The organism is Vibrio pomeroyi (assembly GCF_024347595.1).
Classification (GTDB): domain Bacteria; phylum Pseudomonadota; class Gammaproteobacteria; order Enterobacterales; family Vibrionaceae; genus Vibrio; species Vibrio pomeroyi.
In genome coordinates this window covers 1,985,260-2,003,994 of sequence record NZ_AP025506.1, presented here as the reverse complement: position 1 = coordinate 2,003,994, position 18,735 = coordinate 1,985,260, and the positions used below count along the sequence as shown (strand labels likewise).

The 18,735-nt window shown below is 45.2% G+C and carries 16 protein-coding genes; 11 read left to right on the top strand and 5 right to left on the bottom strand.

What is annotated here, in order from left to right:
• The first annotated feature begins 21 nt into the window (after positions 1-21).
• From prpB to OCV12_RS08900, 9 genes are all read left to right on the top strand, one after another.
• Positions 22-918: a methylisocitrate lyase gene (gene prpB / locus OCV12_RS08940; protein ID WP_239848188.1), complete on the top strand. Its 897-nt coding sequence runs from the start codon at positions 22-24 to the stop codon at positions 916-918.
• A 159-nt stretch (positions 919-1,077) separates the two neighbouring features.
• Complete coding sequence (prpC, locus tag OCV12_RS08935) at positions 1,078-2,280, top strand: bifunctional 2-methylcitrate synthase/citrate synthase (RefSeq protein ID WP_261884431.1); 1,203 nt, start codon at positions 1,078-1,080, stop codon at positions 2,278-2,280.
• Between the two features lie 101 nt (positions 2,281-2,381).
• Positions 2,382-5,036, top strand: a complete 2,655-nt coding sequence (acnD, locus tag OCV12_RS08930) for a Fe/S-dependent 2-methylisocitrate dehydratase AcnD (protein WP_261884430.1) — start codon at positions 2,382-2,384, stop codon at positions 5,034-5,036.
• Positions 5,037-5,045: 9 nt separating this feature from the next.
• Entirely contained in the window at positions 5,046-6,218 is a 1,173-nt protein-coding gene (prpF, locus tag OCV12_RS08925) for a 2-methylaconitate cis-trans isomerase PrpF (protein ID WP_261884429.1), read from the top strand.
• A gap of 116 nt (positions 6,219-6,334) precedes the next feature.
• Positions 6,335-8,239 (top strand): propionyl-CoA synthetase, encoded by a 1,905-nt coding sequence (locus tag OCV12_RS08920; RefSeq protein ID WP_261884428.1) that lies wholly within the window; start codon positions 6,335-6,337, stop codon positions 8,237-8,239.
• Between the two features lie 162 nt (positions 8,240-8,401).
• Positions 8,402-8,848: a hypothetical protein gene (locus OCV12_RS08915; protein WP_261884427.1), complete on the top strand. Its 447-nt coding sequence runs from the start codon at positions 8,402-8,404 to the stop codon at positions 8,846-8,848.
• 242 nt (positions 8,849-9,090) lie between these two features.
• Positions 9,091-9,492, top strand: coding sequence for a glycine zipper domain-containing protein (locus OCV12_RS08910; RefSeq protein WP_017631231.1), 402 nt, complete (start codon positions 9,091-9,093; stop codon positions 9,490-9,492).
• A gap of 177 nt (positions 9,493-9,669) precedes the next feature.
• Entirely contained in the window at positions 9,670-10,149 is a 480-nt protein-coding gene (locus OCV12_RS08905) for a GNAT family N-acetyltransferase (RefSeq protein WP_261884426.1), read from the top strand.
• An 84-nt stretch (positions 10,150-10,233) separates the two neighbouring features.
• On the top strand, positions 10,234-11,646 hold the full coding sequence (locus OCV12_RS08900; RefSeq protein WP_261884425.1) for a bifunctional NUDIX hydrolase/phosphatase PAP2 family protein: 1,413 nt from the start codon (positions 10,234-10,236) through the stop codon (positions 11,644-11,646).
• A gap of 79 nt (positions 11,647-11,725) precedes the next feature.
• Here OCV12_RS08900 and OCV12_RS08895 read toward each other — a convergent pair whose 3' ends face one another.
• Positions 11,726-12,535, bottom strand: a complete 810-nt coding sequence (locus OCV12_RS08895; RefSeq protein WP_261884424.1) for a Cof-type HAD-IIB family hydrolase — start codon at positions 12,533-12,535, stop codon at positions 11,726-11,728.
• Between the two features lie 185 nt (positions 12,536-12,720).
• On the opposite strand from OCV12_RS08895, the gene queE reads away from it, so the two are divergent.
• Both queE and queC read left to right on the top strand, forming a co-directional pair.
• Positions 12,721-13,389, top strand: a complete 669-nt coding sequence (queE, locus tag OCV12_RS08890) for a 7-carboxy-7-deazaguanine synthase QueE (RefSeq protein ID WP_315972788.1) — start codon at positions 12,721-12,723, stop codon at positions 13,387-13,389.
• Positions 13,390-13,451: 62 nt separating this feature from the next.
• A complete protein-coding gene (gene queC, locus OCV12_RS08885; protein ID WP_261884422.1) occupies positions 13,452-14,147 on the top strand; it encodes a 7-cyano-7-deazaguanine synthase QueC in 696 nt (231 codons plus the stop codon).
• Here queC and OCV12_RS08880 read toward each other — a convergent pair.
• From OCV12_RS08880 to OCV12_RS08865, 4 genes are all read right to left on the bottom strand, one after another.
• Positions 14,107-16,140 carry a tetratricopeptide repeat-containing diguanylate cyclase gene (locus OCV12_RS08880; protein ID WP_261884421.1) on the bottom strand — a complete coding sequence of 678 codons (2,034 nt, stop codon included), beginning with the start codon at positions 16,138-16,140 and terminating at the stop codon, positions 14,107-14,109. The genes queC and OCV12_RS08880 overlap by 41 nt on opposite strands.
• Before the next feature lie 163 nt (positions 16,141-16,303).
• Positions 16,304-16,654, bottom strand: a complete 351-nt coding sequence (locus OCV12_RS08875; protein WP_012603863.1) for a DUF2750 domain-containing protein — start codon at positions 16,652-16,654, stop codon at positions 16,304-16,306.
• Between the two features lie 136 nt (positions 16,655-16,790).
• Positions 16,791-17,408, bottom strand: coding sequence for an OmpA family protein (locus OCV12_RS08870; RefSeq protein ID WP_261884420.1), 618 nt, complete (start codon positions 17,406-17,408; stop codon positions 16,791-16,793).
• Positions 17,408-18,715 (bottom strand): TolC family outer membrane protein, encoded by a 1,308-nt coding sequence (locus OCV12_RS08865; protein ID WP_261885947.1) that lies wholly within the window; start codon positions 18,713-18,715, stop codon positions 17,408-17,410. Before OCV12_RS08865 ends, OCV12_RS08870 begins: the two co-directional genes overlap by 1 nt.
• Between the last annotated feature and the right edge of the window lie 20 nt (positions 18,716-18,735).

Genomic DNA, 18,735 nt, shown 5'->3' with positions numbered 1-18,735 from the left:
CATTTAACAGGGAGCGTCATTATGAAGTTATCAGCGGGAGCAAAGTTCCGACAAGCTGTGCAAGACAACGATCCACTGCAGATCGTCGGCACGGTGAATCCGTACTGCGCGATGATGGCAAAGAACTTGGGTCATCAGGCCATTTATTTGTCTGGTGGAGGTATCGCCAATGCGTCTTACGGTTTGCCTGACTTAGGCATCACTACATTGAACGATGTGCTGGTGGATGTGGAACGCATTACTAATGCGTGTGATTTACCTCTGCTAGTGGATATCGATACGGGATTTGGCGGTGCGTTCAATATTGCACGTACGATTCGAGCTATGGAGAAGGCGGGCGCTGCTGCCATTCATATGGAAGACCAAGTGGCACAGAAACGCTGTGGTCATCGTCCTAATAAAGCGATTGTTAGTCAGCAGGAAATGGTCGATCGAGTAAAAGCTGCAACCGATGCGAGAACTGATGAGAGCTTTGTGATCATGGCTCGTACCGACGCACTGGCCGTAGAAGGCATAGACAGTGCGATTGAACGCGCGATTGCGTGTGTTGAAGCCGGTGCGGACATGATTTTCCCTGAAGCGATGAATCAGCTCGACCAATACGTCAAGTTCTCGGCGGCGCTGAAATCAGCAACCGGTAAGCATGTGCCTATCTTGGCGAACATCACCGAGTTTGGACAAACACCACTCTACAACTGTAAAGAGCTGGCGCAATCTAATGTCGACATGGTGCTTTATCCACTTAGTGCATTCCGTGCAATGAACAAAGCGGCAGAGAACGTTTATAAGCACTTGCTAGTTGAAGGCAATCAGGAAGCACTGTTGGATTCAATGCAAACTCGTAAAGAGCTCTATGAACACCTGAATTACCACGACTACGAGAACAAACTGGATCAGTTGTTTTCGAGTGAAGAATAAAACCAGTTTCAAATATTAAAACATCAACTTAATCCAATAACGTGAATGGTTAGTCAGCCACATCGGGTCCGTGAAATCGAGTGAGATAGTCGTGGTCATCGAATACAAATAGTCAGCACCAAAGAGTGCAGGGCGGCTAACCCAGAGAAGGAGTTCATCATGTCTGTATCTTTGAGTGATAAAGCAACTGTCGATAATGCTTCAACAGTAAACCAACAAGAAAGCGCAAAACCAGCAAGCACACCAGAGATTGGTGGTGCTGGTCTGCGTGGCCAGAGTGCTGGAACCACGGCGCTGTGTACCGTAGGAAAATCAGGAACAGGTTTAACCTACCGTGGCTATGATATTACCGACCTTGCTAACCATGCTCAATTTGAAGAAGTGGCATATCTGCTACTAAGAGGCCATTTACCAAGTGAAAAAGAGCTAGACGATTACAAAACATTGCTGGTTGGTTTACGTGGTTTGCCTGAGCCGTTGAAAACAGCATTAGAGCTTATTCCTGCTGAAGCTCACCCTATGGATGTGATGAGAACGGGCTGCTCAATGTTGGGTAACTTAGAGCAAGAATCTGACTTCTCTGAACAACTATCAGCAACAGAACGTATGCTTGCGCTTTTTCCTGCCATTATCTGCTATTGGTACCGCTTCAGTCACGATGGTGTGCGAATTGATACACAAGACCAAAGCGAAGCGTGTCTGGGTGGCTACTTCTTGAAGATGCTAACGGACAAAGCGCCAAGTGAACTGCATAAGAAGGTGATGCACTGTTCGCTAACGCTTTACGCAGAGCATGAGTTTAATGCCTCTACCTTTGCGGCTCGTGTTTGTGCATCAACGCTGTCGGATATTCATTCGTGTGTAACAGCAGCAATTGGCACACTAAGAGGCCCTCTCCATGGCGGTGCGAATGAAGCGGCAATGGAAATGATCCAAGATTGGAAAACTGCCGATGAAGCTGAAGCAAACATCATGAAGATGCTTGCTAATAAAGACAAAATCATGGGCTTCGGTCACGCCATTTATCGAGAGAGCGACCCGCGCAACGCCCTAATTAAACGCTGGTCAAAAGAGTTGGCTCAAGAAGTTGGCGATGAGCAGCTTTACGCGGTATCTGAACGCGTTGAAGCGGTAATGAAGCGTGAGAAAGGCTTGTTCTGTAATGCAGATTTCTTCCACGCCTCTGCCTATCACTTCATGGATATCCCTACCAAACTATTTACGCCTATCTTCGTGATGAGTCGTCTTACCGGTTGGACAGCGCATGTGTTCGAGCAAAGAGAAAATAATCGCATCATTCGTCCAAGTGCAGACTACACCGGGCCAGAGCATCAAGACTGGCTACCTATACACCTACGTTAACCCTCTATATCGAGTCGACTTATGTCTTGAGGTGACTTCTGTCTGCATAGGACAAGACCTCAAGAAACAACGAATAGAATGTAACAGATAATGGTGGATGTATGTCTGATGTAAAAATTGAGCAAAACCAGTGCCTTGATAAAAATACAGGCGTTGAAAATAGCCAATATAGAAAGGCTCTACCGGGTACGGGCTTAGAATATTTCGATGCTCGTGAAGCGGTAGATGCGATATCTCCGGGCAGCTATAAAACCTTGCCTTATACGTCGAGAGTGTTGGCGGAGCAATTGGTAAGGCGCTGTGCCCCAGCCGCTCTTGAAGATAGCTTGAAACAGATCATTGAGCGTAAGAGCGACTTAGACTTTCCTTGGTATCCAGCGCGTGTCGTGTGTCATGACATTCTAGGTCAAACTGCTTTAGTTGATTTGGCGGGCCTACGAGATGCGATTGCTGATCAAGGCGGAGACCCTTCCAAGGTTAACCCAGTGGTCGAAACTCAACTGATTGTTGATCACTCTTTAGCTGTGGAGCATGCAGGGTTTGATAGACAAGCGTTTGATAAAAACCGTGCGATTGAAGAGCGCCGAAACGAAGATCGTTTTCATTTTATTGAATGGTGTAAAACGGCATTTCAAAACGTTAGTGTGATTCCTGCGGGTAACGGAATTATGCACCAGATTAACTTGGAAAAAATGTCTCCGGTCATTCAATCTAAACAAGGTATTGCGTTCCCAGATACCTGTGTTGGTACCGATAGCCACACTCCTCATGTTGATGCGCTGGGCGTTATTGCGATTGGCGTTGGTGGCTTGGAAGCGGAGACTGTAATGCTAGGTCGTCCGTCGATGATGCGTTTACCAGATATTGTGGGCGTTAAACTAACCGGTCAGCGACAGGAAGGCATTACAGCAACCGATATTGTGCTAGCAATTACTGAGTTTCTTCGCAATGAAAGGGTTGTTTCAAGTTACTTGGAATTCTTCGGTGAAGGCGCTCGTGCACTGACTATTGGTGATCGTGCAACTATCTCAAATATGACGCCTGAGTACGGTGCGACGGCAGGCATGTTTTACATTGATGAGCAGACCATTCAATACCTTAAATTGACAGGTCGTGATCCGGATCAGGTTGAGTTAGTCGAACTTTACGCTAAGCAAACAGGACTATGGGCGGATGATCTCGACTCGGCTCACTATGAGCGTGTACTCGAGTTTGATTTGTCTAAAGTCGAGCGAAACCTCGCAGGGCCTTCGAACCCTCATCGACGCTTACCAACCAGTGAACTTGCCGAGCAAGGTATCAGCCAAGTTTCTTGGAAAGCGCAACACGCTGAACAATATAGTGAAGAGCAAATGCCAGATGGTGCGGTAATTATCGCCGCAATTACCTCTTGTACCAATACCAGTAACCCAAGAAACGTAGTGGCGGCAGGGCTAGTAGCTAAAAAAGCCAATCAACTTGGTTTGGTTCGTAAGCCATGGGTGAAAACGTCATTTGCTCCGGGGTCTAAGGTTGCCAAGCTCTATCTAGAGTCTGCGGGTTTGCTTCCAGAACTTGAACAGTTGGGTTTCGGCATTGTCGGCTATGCATGCACGACTTGTAACGGTATGAGCGGGGCATTGGATCCTCAAATTCAACAAGAGATCATTGACCGCGACCTCTATTCCACTGCGGTGTTATCAGGTAATCGAAACTTTGATGGTCGAATCCATCCCTATGCCAAACAAGCTTTTCTAGCGTCACCGCCATTAGTAGTAGCTTATGCCTTGGCTGGCACGATTCGTTTTGATATCGAGAAAGACAGCCTAGGCAAGGACAACAACGGTAAACCGATTTATTTAAGTGATTTGTGGCCAAGTGATGCAGAGATCGATGCGGTTGTTGGCGAGCATGTTAAACCACAACAGTTCCAACAAATTTACGTGAAAATGTTCCAGCCAGATGATGAGCAGCTAAGCAGCGAGCCGCTTTACGATTGGCGACCTAAGAGTACCTATATTCGTAGGCCTCCTTATTGGGAAGGTGCACTCGCAGGTGAACGAAGCCTTTCTGGTATGAGGCCTCTAGCAATCTTAGGTGACAACATCACCACCGATCACTTATCGCCATCAAATGCGATTCTAGCCTCAAGTGCGGCAGGTGAATATCTTGCCAAAATGGAAGTACCAGAGGAGGACTTTAACTCGTACGCGACTCATAGAGGTGATCATCTAACGGCACAAAGAGCGACCTTTGCTAACCCGAAACTGTTCAATGAAATGGTCAAGGAATCAGGAAGCGTTGTACAGGGTTCATTAGCACGAGTTGAGCCTGAGGGACAAGTAACTCGCATGTGGGAAGCGATAGAAACCTACATGAACCGTAAACAGCCTTTGATTGTTGTGGCTGGCGCAGACTATGGACAAGGTTCATCACGTGACTGGGCGGCTAAAGGAGTGCGTTTAGCGGGTGTTGAAGTGATTGTCGCCGAAGGCTTTGAACGTATCCACAGAACTAACTTAGTGGGTATGGGGGTCTTGCCTTTGCAATTCAAAGAAGGAACAGATCGCAACACGTTACAACTCGATGGTACTGAACTTTACGATGTGTATGGCGACATCCAAGCGGGAGCCGATTTAGCGTTGGTCATTACTCGTAAAAGCGGTGAAAAGCTTGATGTGCCAGTGACCTGTAGATTGGATACGGCAGACGAGGTAAGTGTGTATAGCGCTGGTGGCGTATTACAACGCTTTGCCAAAGACTTTCTCGCGCAATAGGAGCCTGTGATGAGTATTAAACAGATAAAAGTCCCGGCAACCTATATGCGCGGAGGGACCAGTAAAGGTGTTTTCTTCTGCTTGAATGATCTACCAGAAGCGGCGCAAGTTGCGGGACAAGCGAGAGACGAATTCCTTCTACGTGTGATTGGCAGCCCTGATCCTTATGGTAAGCAAACCGATGGCATGGGCGGTGCGACGTCCAGTACCAGTAAAACTGTCATCGTATCGAAGAGTGGTAAAGCTGGTCACGATGTTGACTACCTCTTTGGGCAGGTAGCTATTGATAAGCCATTTGTCGATTGGAGCGGTAACTGCGGGAACTTGTCTGCGGCGATTGGCCCATTTGCTATTCACAGTGGTTTGGTGGATTCAAGCCGTATTCCGCAAAACGGTGTGGTCGAAGTGCGAGTATGGCAAGTGAACATAGAGAAAACCATTATTGTTCATGTGCCTATCGTGGATGGTGAAGTTCAAGAGTTGGGTGATTTCGAGCTCGATGGCGTCACTTTCCCTGCAGCTGAAATCCAGGTTGATTTTCTGGACCCGGCAGACGCGAGTGGGTCGATGTTTCCGACGGGAAATGTGGTCGATTTCTTAGATGTCCCGGAGTTAGGTTGCATCAAAGCGACTTACATCAATGCTGGGATACCGACCATTTTTGTTGATGCTGAATCGGTTGGATATCAAGGCACTGAGCTTCAATCAGATATCAACAGTGATCCAAAAGCCCTCGAAATGTTTGAGTCTATCCGAGCGCATGGCGCAGTTTCGATGGGGCTTATTGATTCGCTAGAACAAGCGGAATCGCGCCAGCACACGCCAAAGGTCGCCTTTGTTGCCAAGCCTCAAGCGTATCAAGCTTCAAGTGGCAAGTCAGTTGCTGTGGATGATACTGACCTGCTGGTACGTGCTCTGTCTATGGGGCAGTTGCATCACGCCATGATGGGCACAGCTGCGGTTGCGATTGCTTCAGCGGCGAGTGTGCCGGGTACTTTAGTGAACTTAGCGGCGGGAGGTGGCTCTCGTGACTTTGTGACCTTTGGGCACCCATCAGGAACGCTAAAGGTGGGAGCTAAAGCGCTAGAGACAGAAAGTGGATGGAAAATCGAGAGGGCGATTATGAGTCGTAGTGCCCGAGTGATCATGGAAGGTGCCATTCGTGTGCCTTTTCCCAAGTAAAGCGATTGTCGTAAACGGTTAAATGTTCCGAGAACAACGCTGAGAAAAGAGTGCACCCAAGTGCTACTGCCAAAGGCTAGCCGCTTGGAAAATGGATAAATCATGGAGGAGGCATTATGTCTGCTACAAATCGAATGACTAGAAAAACGGATTACATCACCGAGTATCAATGGGCGAGGGAAGATCCAAAATCGTTCTGGGAAACACAATCACAAGCCATTGATTGGTTTGAGTCTCCAAAAACAATATTACAAACGGACGATAACGGTATTGAACGCTGGTTTCCTGATGGAGTAATGAATACTTGTTGGTTGGCTTTGGATTATCATTGTGAAAATGGCCGTGGTGATAAGGTCGCGCTGATTTACGACTCGCCAGTTACAGGCATCAAGTCGTCTTATACTTACAATGAGCTTCGCGAACAAGTGGCTAAGACCGCTGGTATGTTGGCAGAACAGGGCGTCACCAAAGGCGATCGTGTAGTCATCTACATGCCCATGATTCCTGAAGCAGCTATGGCAATGTTAGCCTGTGCTCGGTTAGGGGCAGTGCACTCTGTGGTATTTGGTGGGTTTGCTCCGCATGAGCTTGCGGTTCGAATTGAAGATGCTGAACCCAAGGTATTGATCACCGCCTCATGTGGCATCGAAATCAACAAGGTTCTACCGTATAAACCAATGGTTGACCGTGCAATCATGGATAGCCGTTGGAAGCCAGAGAAGGTCGTGGTCTTCCAAAGAGAGCAATGCCTTGCAGAGTTAAACAACGAGCGTGATTTGCATTGGCAACAAGCTGTTGCTAACGCTGAGCCTCATAAGTGTGTACCTGTTTTGGCAACCGACCCGTTATATATTCTCTACACCTCGGGCACGACAGGCAAGCCAAAAGGCGTGGTTCGTGATAATGGCGGCCATGCGGTCGCGATGAAATACTCGATGAGTACCATCTACGATATGCCACAAGACGGTGTATTTTGGGCGGCTTCCGATGTGGGTTGGGTAGTTGGACATTCCTATATAGTTTACGCACCACTGATTCATGGCTGCACTACGATTCTGTTTGAAGGTAAGCCTGTGCGGACACCTGATCCGGGTGCATTCTGGCGCGTGTGTGAAGAATATAAAGTCGATGTTCTATTCTCGGCACCAACTGCATTCAGAGCGATTAAGAAGGAAGACCCAGAAGGTGAGTTGCTCATCAAATATGACTTATCATCACTCAAGTCGATCTTTATGGCTGGCGAGCGTTTAGACCCGCCAACATTGGATTGGGTTGAATCTCATACGAGCAAACCGGTTATAGACCATTGGTGGCAAACCGAGACGGGTTGGGCTATCTCAGCAAATCCAACGGGGCTTGAGTCTTTACCGGTGAAAGCGGGTTCTTCAACTAAACCTGTGCCGGGCTATCAAGTGGAGATCCTCAATGAGTTGGGTGAGCCTGCACAAGCTAACCAACAAGGCTTCGTCGCACTTAAAAGACCGCTTCCACCTGGCTGTTTACCGACGGTATGGCGCAACCATGATAGGTTCGAATCGGGTTATTTAAGTCAATTCCCAGGTTATTATGTCTCGGGCGATGGTGGTTATCTCGATGAAGAGGGTTACCTATTTATCATGGGACGCATTGATGACGTGATAAATGTCGCAGGGCATCGTTTGTCTACTGGTGAAATGGAAGAGATCGTTGGTGGCCACCCTGCCATCGCTGAATGTGCTGTGGTCGGTATTCACGATGATTTAAAAGGTCAGCTTCCTCTCGGGTTAGTGGTTCTGAAAGATGGCGTGAAAGTGGATGGCGAAGACCTTCAAGCTGAGCTTGTTGGTAAGGTTCGAAATGAGATTGGTGCTGTCGCATGTTTCAAACAAGCCTTAGTCGTCGAAAGGCTACCAAAAACGCGTTCTGGTAAGATCTTACGAAGAACTATCCGACAAATAGCCGAAGGTGAACAATACGTAGTGCCTTCAACGATTGATGACCCAACAAGCCTAACGGAAATTGCCGAAAAGCTCGGTAAATAAAGGCTAGGTTGAATCTGAGTTGTGGCTTGGTTCTTTAAATAGTACTTAGTTTGATGAAGTATAACTAGGCGTGATGCTTTATCTAAACTCTGCTTTATTCATCTCCCAATGCATCGCATTTACTATGACCTCATTATGAAATACAAATAATGAGGTCTTTTTATGCGAGCTTACTTTTTGTTGATTACTTTACTTGTTAGTGGTGTCGCCAGCGCCGGTATTTCAAAGGATGAAGCGAGTAGAGCGCTGCTGGAGCCTTTAAGCCACCCTAAGATATTTAAATGTGTCTCCAAGACGGGTGTCGACTTGTATCAAGCCGTGTTTGATATTGGTGTTGGCTATGAGGCAGACCCAATTAACTCCAAGATGATTGTGAATTCAAGGAAAGGCCGCTTTGAGTATCAAATTTTAGGCGCAGTGAAATCACAAAGAGCAGGTGAAACCGTCGTGCTGACTCGACATGTAGGAGACGGTGTTCAAGTTGCCGCCATGATTGATGAGGAAAATGGCAAGATACTTGGGATAGGCGATAAACATCATTATCGAGATTGTGGTGTAAGGCCGCCTGCTAGCGTAGTGGATATGCAGAACTTTTGGTCGCAAGGTTAAAAGCTAAATCTTAATCTGACTCTGAATGTTATAAAGAAGAATTATCGAGGCGACCTTAATGGTCGCTTTTTTGTTTTTGATGGAGCAATTCGTATCAAAGGCATATGTCACGCTTCAAATATGCGTTGGTTGAATGATACATAGCTGAACACTATGTATCGTCTAAACTTGGCTTTATTTATCTCGATAACGCTTCTATTTAAGATGGCTTCATTCCAAACGAAGAACTAAGCGAGACTCCTATGAAATTCACTAAACCTTTCCTTTTAGCGACACTAATTGTGACTCTTTCTGGTTGTGCATCACCAGCAATGGATAACGAAAATGAAAACGCAGCACGTAACCGTGGCGCAGTTGGTGGTGCTTTACTAGGAGCGACAGCTGGCGCGTTGACTGGAGACGCGAGCTTAGCCGTGAAAGGGGCTGCGTTAGGTGGTGTGACTGGCGGTGTTGCGGGTTCTATGAAAGATACAGACGACGCGCGAAATGCTCAACGAACTCAAGTGACGGCAGACGGCCTAGCGCAAGACAATCGTACTGACGCTGAAAAGCGAGTTGCAGAAGTCGAAGCAGAAATTAAGCTTATTGAACTGGAGCAGCAGCTTGCTGACCTCAAAGAAGAGAAAGACGACAACGGTGCATAAAGTCAGCTTTCTGATTCACGCTTAATTAAATACAAAAATGGTCACTTTATGTGGCCATTTTTGTATTTAAAACACTCAGTTCAAACAACGAATTAATTCAATAGCTTGTATAGATACTTACTGCAAGTAAACTAGACTCTGTTTAGATATTAATTGGGTTTTAGAAGCGTACTTGTCATGAACGTCACTTTAAGGGCTGCAAAGCATACCGATCTCGAGCAACTTAACGAGTTAATGTTTGATCTTCACCACCATCATCACATTGCCTGTCCCGAACACTTTAAAACAGCAGAAGAGATAGAGCAGGAAAAGAGTATTGCAAGGTACTTAGATGACCCTGAATGTTTGGTGTATGTGGCATTAAGAGGTGAACTGATAGTCGGTTTCATTTCAGGACATTTTTGTGAGCTTATCTCTACTGTGAGTAAACCGGTGCAGATGGGCAGTGTCGATGAACTTTTTGTTTTACCAGAATACCGAAAAGCAGAAGTCGCCCAGATGCTGTTTAATCGTGTTGAGTCCACTTTTGGAGACTATGGTGTTACCCAGGTTTTTGTTGAGGTTTGGGACTTTAATTCACCTGCCAAGGACTTCTATCAAAAAATGGGGTTCACACCTCACATTCAATGGATGAGGAAGGCTTTGAATAAAACATAGACAGCGATTTTGTGTGGGTTTGATTACAATAGGCTCGATGTATTAGCAGTCTTTATTTTTTTCTATTATTTTTAGGTAAATTCGTTGGTTATTCGATATTTATTAGTTCTTATTCTATCTCTTTTGAGTACTATTTCCGCTTGGGCGAGTAACACCTTGCCTGACCATATTGCGGGCGCCTTATGTGTAGTGCGTGCTGATAACCAAATTGTGTTGGTTGATGAACTGATCACAGGTCAATTATCTCTGCCGGGTGGCACGGTTGTTTCTGGTGAGCCGCCAGCGATTGCAGCGCAACGTGAAACTTGGGAAGAAGCCGGTTTGTCCGTCACCGTTGGTGATGTGTTGGGTTACACCGACAGTGCCGTTGTGTTTGATTGTGTCTCTGATTCTGAAGTGATCAGTTATCAAGCTCGAAATGAGCTAGGTGGTTTTGAACTTCCTATCTGGTTTGCTCCTCACTATGGAGTCGAGGTCAGCAGAGCGATGTTACTTCCTCCTACTGAGTTGGAAGCAAACCAATACCGTTATCCAGAACAATGGTCTGAGATTAACGAACTGTTTCTTTCCGCGACGGATCAACCAGTGACTTATGTGACTGAGTTGGTGGGCGCTGCGCCGAAAGTTCATCAAGTTGAATTGAGCTGGATTGTTTCACTTCAAAACACGTTCGATAATTTACCGAGTGTGTTTTCTAATACGGTACTTTTGACTGACTTACTCGCAAAGCCTTGGGTTTTCATCATTATCCTGCCGTTGATTGCTTGGCATTTTGGCCGTAATTTTGCGTTGAAGTTTGGTTTCACGTTGATATCAGTAACGCTGCTTACGCTAATTGCCCACCAAGGCTTTGGCTTTCCACGACCGCACGCTTATCTTCCAACACTGAAATTGGTGATGAGCAGTGGCTATAGCTTTCCAAGCCAACTAGCGGCTCTATGGGTTAGTTTGACTTTGTTGGTGCTTTGGAAGCTTAAACGCCTGTTTGAACAGAAATCGTTGTTGATTGTGTTAGCCGGTCTACTTTGGATTATGTTGTTTAAGTCATACTCAGGCAGTGCTTTCTTTAGCGATGTCTTGATGGGAGGCATATTAGGTGCGTTGACAACGTGGCATATCGTGAGGTTAGACACCAAGCCTGATGTTGATATCAGTGTGTTATTGAGCTCTAAAGGCGTTTGGTGGGGGCTGTGCCTACTATCAATTGTTCTAACCGTTATCTGGCCACTGCCAACCTTCTCATTCTGGGTGGCTATTTTGATGACGATTGCTTGTTTGGTGACGTTAACGGATTCAAAGCCTTTGGTCGGCCAGTTCTCATTCAAGGTCGTGGTTGGGGTTATTGCGATGTTACTTGCCGGTAACCTGTTGATCAGTTGGGCAGGGAGCTTTGTCTCTTTTAGTGGCATCGCTTCATTTATTGTCGAAACGTTACGTTTCCCAATCTTGATTCTATTTGGTGTTGTGGCGTTCCGTCTGCCTTGGGCTCGGAAATAGTTAAACCACTCGTGTTAAGTAAAAGAAGGCTGTGTACTGCACAGCCTTCTTTGTTTCAACGATACACTATCGAAAATGCTTATGAGTTGAAGATAAACTTTTCAATCGCAACAGCTACACCGTGGTCATCATTGCTTGCTGTAATGTAGTCAGCTAGCTTCTTGGTTTCTTCCATTGCGTTATCCATTGCAATACCAAGGCCCGCGTATTCAAGCATATGGTGGTCGTTCTCAGCGTCTCCCATACAGATCACTTCTTCGGCTTTAATACCTAAGTGTTTAGCAATCGCTTCAATACCCACACCTTTGTTCGAATTTGGATTTAAGAACTCTAAGAAGAAGGGTGCACTTTGCACGATGGTAAACTGAGTCTTAAGTTCTTGTGGCAACTTGCTGATGATTTCGGTCAACTTGCTTGGCTCAGCAACAATCATGGTTTTGATGATTTCGTGATCGTCTTCTAGTTGAGAAAAGTCGAATTCGGTAATTTCTAAACCATTAATGCGTGCTTCAATGCTAGTGTATTCGTTGTTCTCTGGCGTCATTAAACCATGAACCTTGCTGAATGCATGAACGTAACCACCTAGCTGTTTAGCAAGAGCTGCGATTTCTTTCGCGGCTTTACCATTGCTGATCTCGCTGTGAATGACCTCTTTTGTCGATACATTCTGAACCATAGAGCCGTTGTAGAAGAGCACAAAGTCATCTTCGCCGTTGATTGACAGCTCATCTAGCTTACTCTGCATGCCTTCTAAAGGGCGACCAGAAGCCAGAACCACTTTCACACCTGCAGCACGAGCTTTAGCAATCGCGTCTTTGTTCTCTTGAGAAATCACTTTTTCACTGTTAAGCAGCGTGCCATCCATATCAAGAGCAATCAGTTTGTACATGTTGTTCCTTACTAAAAAATTAAAAGCTAACGAAATCTAATGGGCGAAAGGATAAGGGAACTTGAAACTTCAGGCTAGGGCTTTGATCAACTGATTTATCAGTACTCATTTGTTTGACCAAAAGAGGTAAGTGCTTTAAGGTCTGCGGTTGATTAATTTCATCAAATGATTGAGCTGAGGGAAAGTTGTACAAGATTAATGAAATGTTTGAAACCATCCAAGGTGAGGGCGTGTTTACTGGCGTTCCTGCTGTTTTTGTTCGTCTGCAAATTTGCCCAGTTGGCTGTTCTTGGTGCGATACCAAACAGACTTGGGAAGCATTACCAGAAGATGAAACTAGCCTTGGCGATATTATGGTTAAGACAGAGGATTCACCCACTTGGTCAGCCATTGATGCCCAAGGAATCGTCAATGAATACATCAAGCAAGGTTACACGGCTAAACACATTGTGATTACTGGTGGTGAGCCGTGCATTTATGATCTTGTCCCTCTTACTGAAGCGTTTGAGCAACACGGTTGTCGTTGTCAGATTGAGACTAGCGGTACGTCAGAAGTTAAAGCAACAAGTGACACTTGGGTTACGGTGTCACCGAAAGTGGCAATGAAAGCGAAACTGGAAATTTTAGACAGTGCCTTGCAACGCGCTAACGAGATTAAGCACCCAGTAGGAACCGGAAAAGACATTGAACAGCTAGATGGTTTACTAGAGCGAGCGGATGTTTCGAGCGACACAGTGATCGCACTGCAACCGATTAGCCAAAAAGACCGCGCGACACAGCTTTGTATTGATACCTGCATTGAGCGCAATTGGCGTTTATCAATCCAAACTCACAAGTATTTGAGCATCGCGTAGTAGGTTAGATCGCATAGTTGGTTAGATTGTAGATAGCTCGTCAGTTTTAGGTAGGAATGAAAATGAAAAAAGCAGTGGTAGTATTCAGTGGTGGTCAAGACTCAACAACATGTCTTGTTCAAGCATTAAAAGAGTATGACGAGGTTCATGCGATTACATTTGATTATGGTCAGCGCCACCGACTAGAGATTGAAGTGGCTGAGTCATTGTCAAAAGAACTGGGTGTGAAAGCACATAAAGTGATGGATGTGACTCTGTTGAATGAGCTAGCGATCAGCTCTCTAACACGTGACGATATTCCTGTATCACACGAGCTTCAAGAGAATGGTTTACCGAACTCATTCGTTCCTGGTCGTAATATTCTTTTCTTAACGCTGGCAGGTATTTATGCGTACCAGATCGGCGCTGAAACTGTGATTACCGGTGTGTGTGAGACTGACTTCTCTGGCTACCCAGATTGCCGCAATGATTTCGTAAAAGCGATGAACTCTGCGTTAGTGCAAGGCATGGACAAGCAGCTTGATATCAAAACACCACTGATGTGGCTGAACAAGGCTGAGACATGGGCGTTGGCCGACCAATACTCAGCACTTGAGCTTGTTCGCAACAAAACCCTGACTTGCTACAACGGCATTATCGGTGATGGTTGTGGCGATTGCCCTGCGTGTGAATTACGTAAAGTAGGCCTTAATGATTACCTCGGTGACCGTGAAAGCATCATGGCTGAGTTGGTTCGCAAACAGGCTGAGAATAAATAACATCAGGTAAGTCTATTGGGTCGTTATAGGCATCGATGATGCAGTTTCGGCCATTACTCTTCGCTTGATAAAGTGCTTGGTCAAGAACTGAGTACAAGTCATCAAAGTCACTTAATGCGTTTGAGGTTGCTAGGTAAGCAAAGCTCGCGGTCACATTAAGTGGCTTTTTGCTTTCTGATAAGAAGACAGTGCTTGATATAGCGTAGTGTAACTCCTCAACGCGCTCCCGTACTTCAGAAGGTTTTGTATCGGTCAGCATGATGACAAACTCTTCGCCACCTAAACGGCCAAACAATTCACCATTCATTAAGTGCTTTCTTATTTGCTGACTAACATGAACCAGTGCTTTGTCGCCAGTAGGGTGGCCATGTTGGTCATTTATCTTTTTAAACTTATCTAGGTCGAGTAAAACAAGCACGTGTTGCTTTTCCTTTCCTGGACAGCGTTTTACTCGCTTAATTCTTCGTATTATTTCGGTGCGACCGTATGCTTTTGTCATAGCGTCAATGGCTGCTTTCGCACGAACTGTTCTGTTGACCAATACCGTGAAGCTTGCAGCACACAGCAGTAGAATCACAATGATGTTGTACATCCACCTTTGATGCTCCATCTTTTCAATTTGAAGGCGGTCGAGTTTCGTCTGATGTGTCAGAAAGGAGCTTTCTAACTCTTGCTCATATTTGGCGTGCGTTAGATCTAGTGCTTCAAAGGCTAATCGGTTATCAATGTCTCGTGCTTCCATCTGTATGGACGAGTAGCGTTGGTAGAAGTAAAACGCTTGCTGGTAATCGGCCAGTGATTGATGAATATCAGAAAGCTGAAGAAGAGCCCCTGCGATGTATTTATGTCTAGCAACTTGCTCAGCTAACTCTAACGCTTGTTGTGCATAATTGAGCGCTTCTTCCATTAGTTTTTGCTCTTCGAACATATCGCTGATTGCCAAGTAAGCGTTGATTCGAATGACATCGTTGTTGAGCTCGCTGGAAGCTGAAAGAGAGTCGACTAAATAGCTTCTCGCTAGATCATAGTCATTGATTTGTGTGTAAGCCTTACCCAAACCAAGATTGGTTAGAGCGATGCCGTAGCTATGGGATGAGGCGCTTAGCAGCACTTTAGCTTGCTTAAAATGGGTAATCGCTAAATCATTTTGACCTTGATTTAGATACAGGTCAGCTAAGCTATGATGCACTTGAGCTTTCATTAAATCGGAAGCATCAGCCCTTAGTACCAGCGCTTCTTCCAAATACTGCGCCGATTTATCGTATTGCTTTAGTTCTTTGAGTAAATTACCCACATCATTGTATATTCCTGAAATATCATGCCCTTGTGGGAATACATTAATCAACGAGAGGTAGGTGCTTAGCGCTGCTTGATAGTCACTACGGAAATGGTGATTGTTGGCGATGACTCGATAAGTCCCAAATTTTGGCAATACTGGGTCGGCAATGTCATGCAGATCGGATTGAAGAGCGGAGCAGTAGTAGTTCGCTTGATGATATTTCGCTTGCTCGTTAAGGGATCGGCATAGTTGGTATTTCAGTAGCGCTCTTCCCGTTAAATCGCTGCGTGATTGCATCTTCGCCAGCAAAGTCAAAAAGCCTTGTTGTGCCTCTTCATATTGACCTTTGCCGTCTTTCATCAGAGCAGAAATAAACGCTTCTTCAATTGCTTGATATTCGCTGTCATTCGAAGCTATGCCATAGAATGGTTGATCGCGATGGCTCATGTATTGATACAAAAGAGACGATAGGTAAAGCTTATCTCCGTAAACCGTTGAGCTCGTATAACGTGTCTGCAGCATGTTTAACGCACGTTCAGGAGAGTGGTTCAAAGTCGAGAGGTAAAGCGCATTCCAATCAGCGTTGGGAGTGGTGTTAGCGTCTAAATTGGAAGAATAATTGGATGACTTGTGGTCACGATCTGAAGTCGATACTTGGCTATAAGAATTAAAACTAATGAAAAGAAGAAAGGTAACGAAAGCAGAGTGAATCACAAGAAAGTATCAGTTAGATAAAGAACGATATTCTATGATTAATTTGATGTTGCTTCAATTTTTGGGTGATGTATGTAGGAGGTTGTGCGAGGAGGTTCTCGAATTTAACGAGTATTATCAGAGGTATATCGGCCGTACGTATTCGCACGGCCGATATTGGAAATTAGATGTATAATTTCGCTAGGTCAGAAGGCTCAAGCTCTTTGCCTTCTAGTGTCGCATTCCAGTTAATACCAACAAGAACGCCGTCTTCAGCAAGAGTCAGTAACCAATCTTCTACAAAGATATCTAGTGGAATTTCTAGTACTTCAAAGTCAGCCCACTCTTCAACGTTGTGAGTTTGAGCGTCTTCTTTTGAAGACCAGAAAGGCATCACTTCGCTGTTTTCGAATTCACTTGAGTCACATGCTAGCCAACCTTCTTCATTGCGAAGGCCCCATACCAGTTTGGTTTCTTGTGTTTCAGAAACGAAAAGTTCTAGATTTGCTTGAGTATCAGCTGTTAGTTTGCTCATGGATTAATTCTCTATGTTGATAACGAGGCAAGATTAACATTATAGACGGCTTAGGTATATGCTATTCAAGGAATTATCACCATACTGAAACGTTAACTTAAGAGAACGTTTCAGTATGGTAAAAGTAGTACTGAAGCTACTTTTTAATTTTAGTGAAGATATGCCACTCTTCTTTGATGTTACCTTTGAATCCAGCCACAGAGGCGACCACTTTTCGGTGAAGTGCATGGTTGATTTCGGTGTCATCACTACTGAACTCAACATCACCATGACCAACGATGTTGACTCTCGAAGGCTGAATGCCGTTGCTGATTAGTGCTCGCCTTACATTTGATGCCCTTTGTTTTGATAGCTTCAAGTTATGTGCGGCATTACCAACCTTGCTGGCATAACCTTGTAACTCGATGGTCGTGCTTTCGTAACGCTTCAAAAATGCAGCCATCTGGCGTATCTGGGTAAGGAAAGCCGGGTTAATTTCTGTAGAGTTATTGGCAAAGAGTATGTGGAGCTCTTTCTTCTCCGATGACTCGAAATATGAACCACAACCGTCGTTATCTATCTCGGCACCCATTTGCGTATCTGGGCATAAATCACGCGCATTGATTACGCCATCGTTGTCATCATCTTGCAGGTCGTAAATTTGAGTGACAGGTGGGAGAGCGCGATATTCAAATTCGTCTTCATTGTTTTCAGCTAAAGCATTGGTAGATACAACCATGAAGCAAAGCGATAATACTGTGTTTGTAAGCTTCATTAATATTCCACCTTCTCATTCCATTCTTCAGGGATTTCAACTCGCAAACCGATCAACAGGTTGCCCGTTGCGTTCATTACGCGATATTTTGCGTATTGTTCGTCATACTTAGCATCCAAATAGCCTTTACGAGCTTCAAACAACTCATTCTCAGTGTTCAGCAAATCGAGAAGGGTTCGTTTACCGATTCGGTATTGTTTTTCATACGAGATAACCGTATCTGATGCCGAGTCTACGTGGTCAGAGAGGAACTCTTTCTGCTGAACGGTCAAATCCAATGCGCTCCATGAAAGACGCAAGCTCTCTTCTACATTACGGTAGGTACTCTCGCGAAGGTCTTTGGCCTTGTTGAGTTGGTAAGCGGCACTTTCCGCACGGTCTTGATCAGAACCGCCGTTGTAAAGGTTATATCTTAAGCGAACCATGGCAGAGAATTCATCACTGCTGCCTTCTGTACCACCGGCATCATCACGCCAGGTTTGAGCCGCTTCAAAAGAAACGGTCGGGTAGTTGGTGCTCTTCGATTGTTTGTATTGAAATTTTGCTGAATCAACGTCGGCTTGAGCTATCTTGATTACTGGATGTTGATTAAAAGCTTTTGCTAGGGCCCCATCGACCGTGTATGGAATAGCTCCTGCATCAGCGCGAGGGAAGGTGAGCCCCAGCGGAGATTGACCAACAAGTCTCTTGAATTGAGTGTGGGTATCAAACAGGTTATTTTGAGCCGCGAGTAGGTTGCCGTGTGCTTTTGCAATACGAGCCTCTACTTGAGACATATCTGCTGTTGAGCCAATACCTGATTCAACGCGTTTACGAATATCGCTGTATATCTCTTTGTGTGTCGCTAAGTTGTTTTCAGAAAGTGAAAGCACTTCATATGCTTTTACTGCATCGAGGTAAACTTTGGTCACTTCTAATGCGATATCTTGCGCATTAGACAGCAGTTGGTAGCGCACAGATTCTGCATCAGCTGCGGTACGATCTATATCATTTGATGTATTCGCGCCATCCCAAATCAGTTGAGTAAGCGTAATCGTTGCTTCTTTTCGAGTAAGGTCTGTCGTGTCTGCATTAGTTGCTAGGTCGGTATGTTCATAACCAATCCCACCATCTAAGTCTATACTTGGTCGATAAGCACCACCAGAAGCGTCGTTAAGATAACGCTTGCTGATATATTCGTTATAAGCACTTTTGATTTCAGGATTGCTTTCTAAAGTAAACGCAACGGCTTGCTCTAGGGTTTGTGCTGCTGTTGGCAAACTTAGCGCTATAGCTAACCCTAATGTTGTCGTTTGAATGTAGTTCAATTTCCATTTCTCCAAATTGG

Bases quoted from the DNA above. Each gene is read 5' to 3' on its own strand.
- acnD (WP_261884430.1), top strand. From the start codon at position 2,382: ATGTCTGATGTAAAAATTGAGCAAAACCAGTGCCTTGATAAAAATACA.
- OCV12_RS08905 (WP_261884426.1), top strand. From the start codon at position 9,670: ATGAACGTCACTTTAAGGGCTGCAAAGCATACCGATCTCGAGCAACTT.
- OCV12_RS08910 (WP_017631231.1), top strand. From the start codon at position 9,091: ATGAAATTCACTAAACCTTTCCTTTTAGCGACACTAATTGTGACTCTT.
- OCV12_RS08895 (WP_261884424.1), bottom strand. From the start codon at position 12,535: ATGTACAAACTGATTGCTCTTGATATGGATGGCACGCTGCTTAACAGT.
- OCV12_RS08915 (WP_261884427.1), top strand. From the start codon at position 8,402: ATGCGAGCTTACTTTTTGTTGATTACTTTACTTGTTAGTGGTGTCGCC.
- queC (WP_261884422.1), top strand. From the start codon at position 13,452: ATGAAAAAAGCAGTGGTAGTATTCAGTGGTGGTCAAGACTCAACAACA.
- OCV12_RS08870 (WP_261884420.1), bottom strand. From the start codon at position 17,408: ATGAAGCTTACAAACACAGTATTATCGCTTTGCTTCATGGTTGTATCT.
- OCV12_RS08920 (WP_261884428.1), top strand. From the start codon at position 6,335: ATGTCTGCTACAAATCGAATGACTAGAAAAACGGATTACATCACCGAG.
- prpB (WP_239848188.1), top strand. From the start codon at position 22: ATGAAGTTATCAGCGGGAGCAAAGTTCCGACAAGCTGTGCAAGACAAC.
- prpF (WP_261884429.1), top strand. From the start codon at position 5,046: ATGAGTATTAAACAGATAAAAGTCCCGGCAACCTATATGCGCGGAGGG.
- OCV12_RS08875 (WP_012603863.1), bottom strand. From the start codon at position 16,654: ATGAGCAAACTAACAGCTGATACTCAAGCAAATCTAGAACTTTTCGTT.
- prpC (WP_261884431.1), top strand. From the start codon at position 1,078: ATGTCTGTATCTTTGAGTGATAAAGCAACTGTCGATAATGCTTCAACA.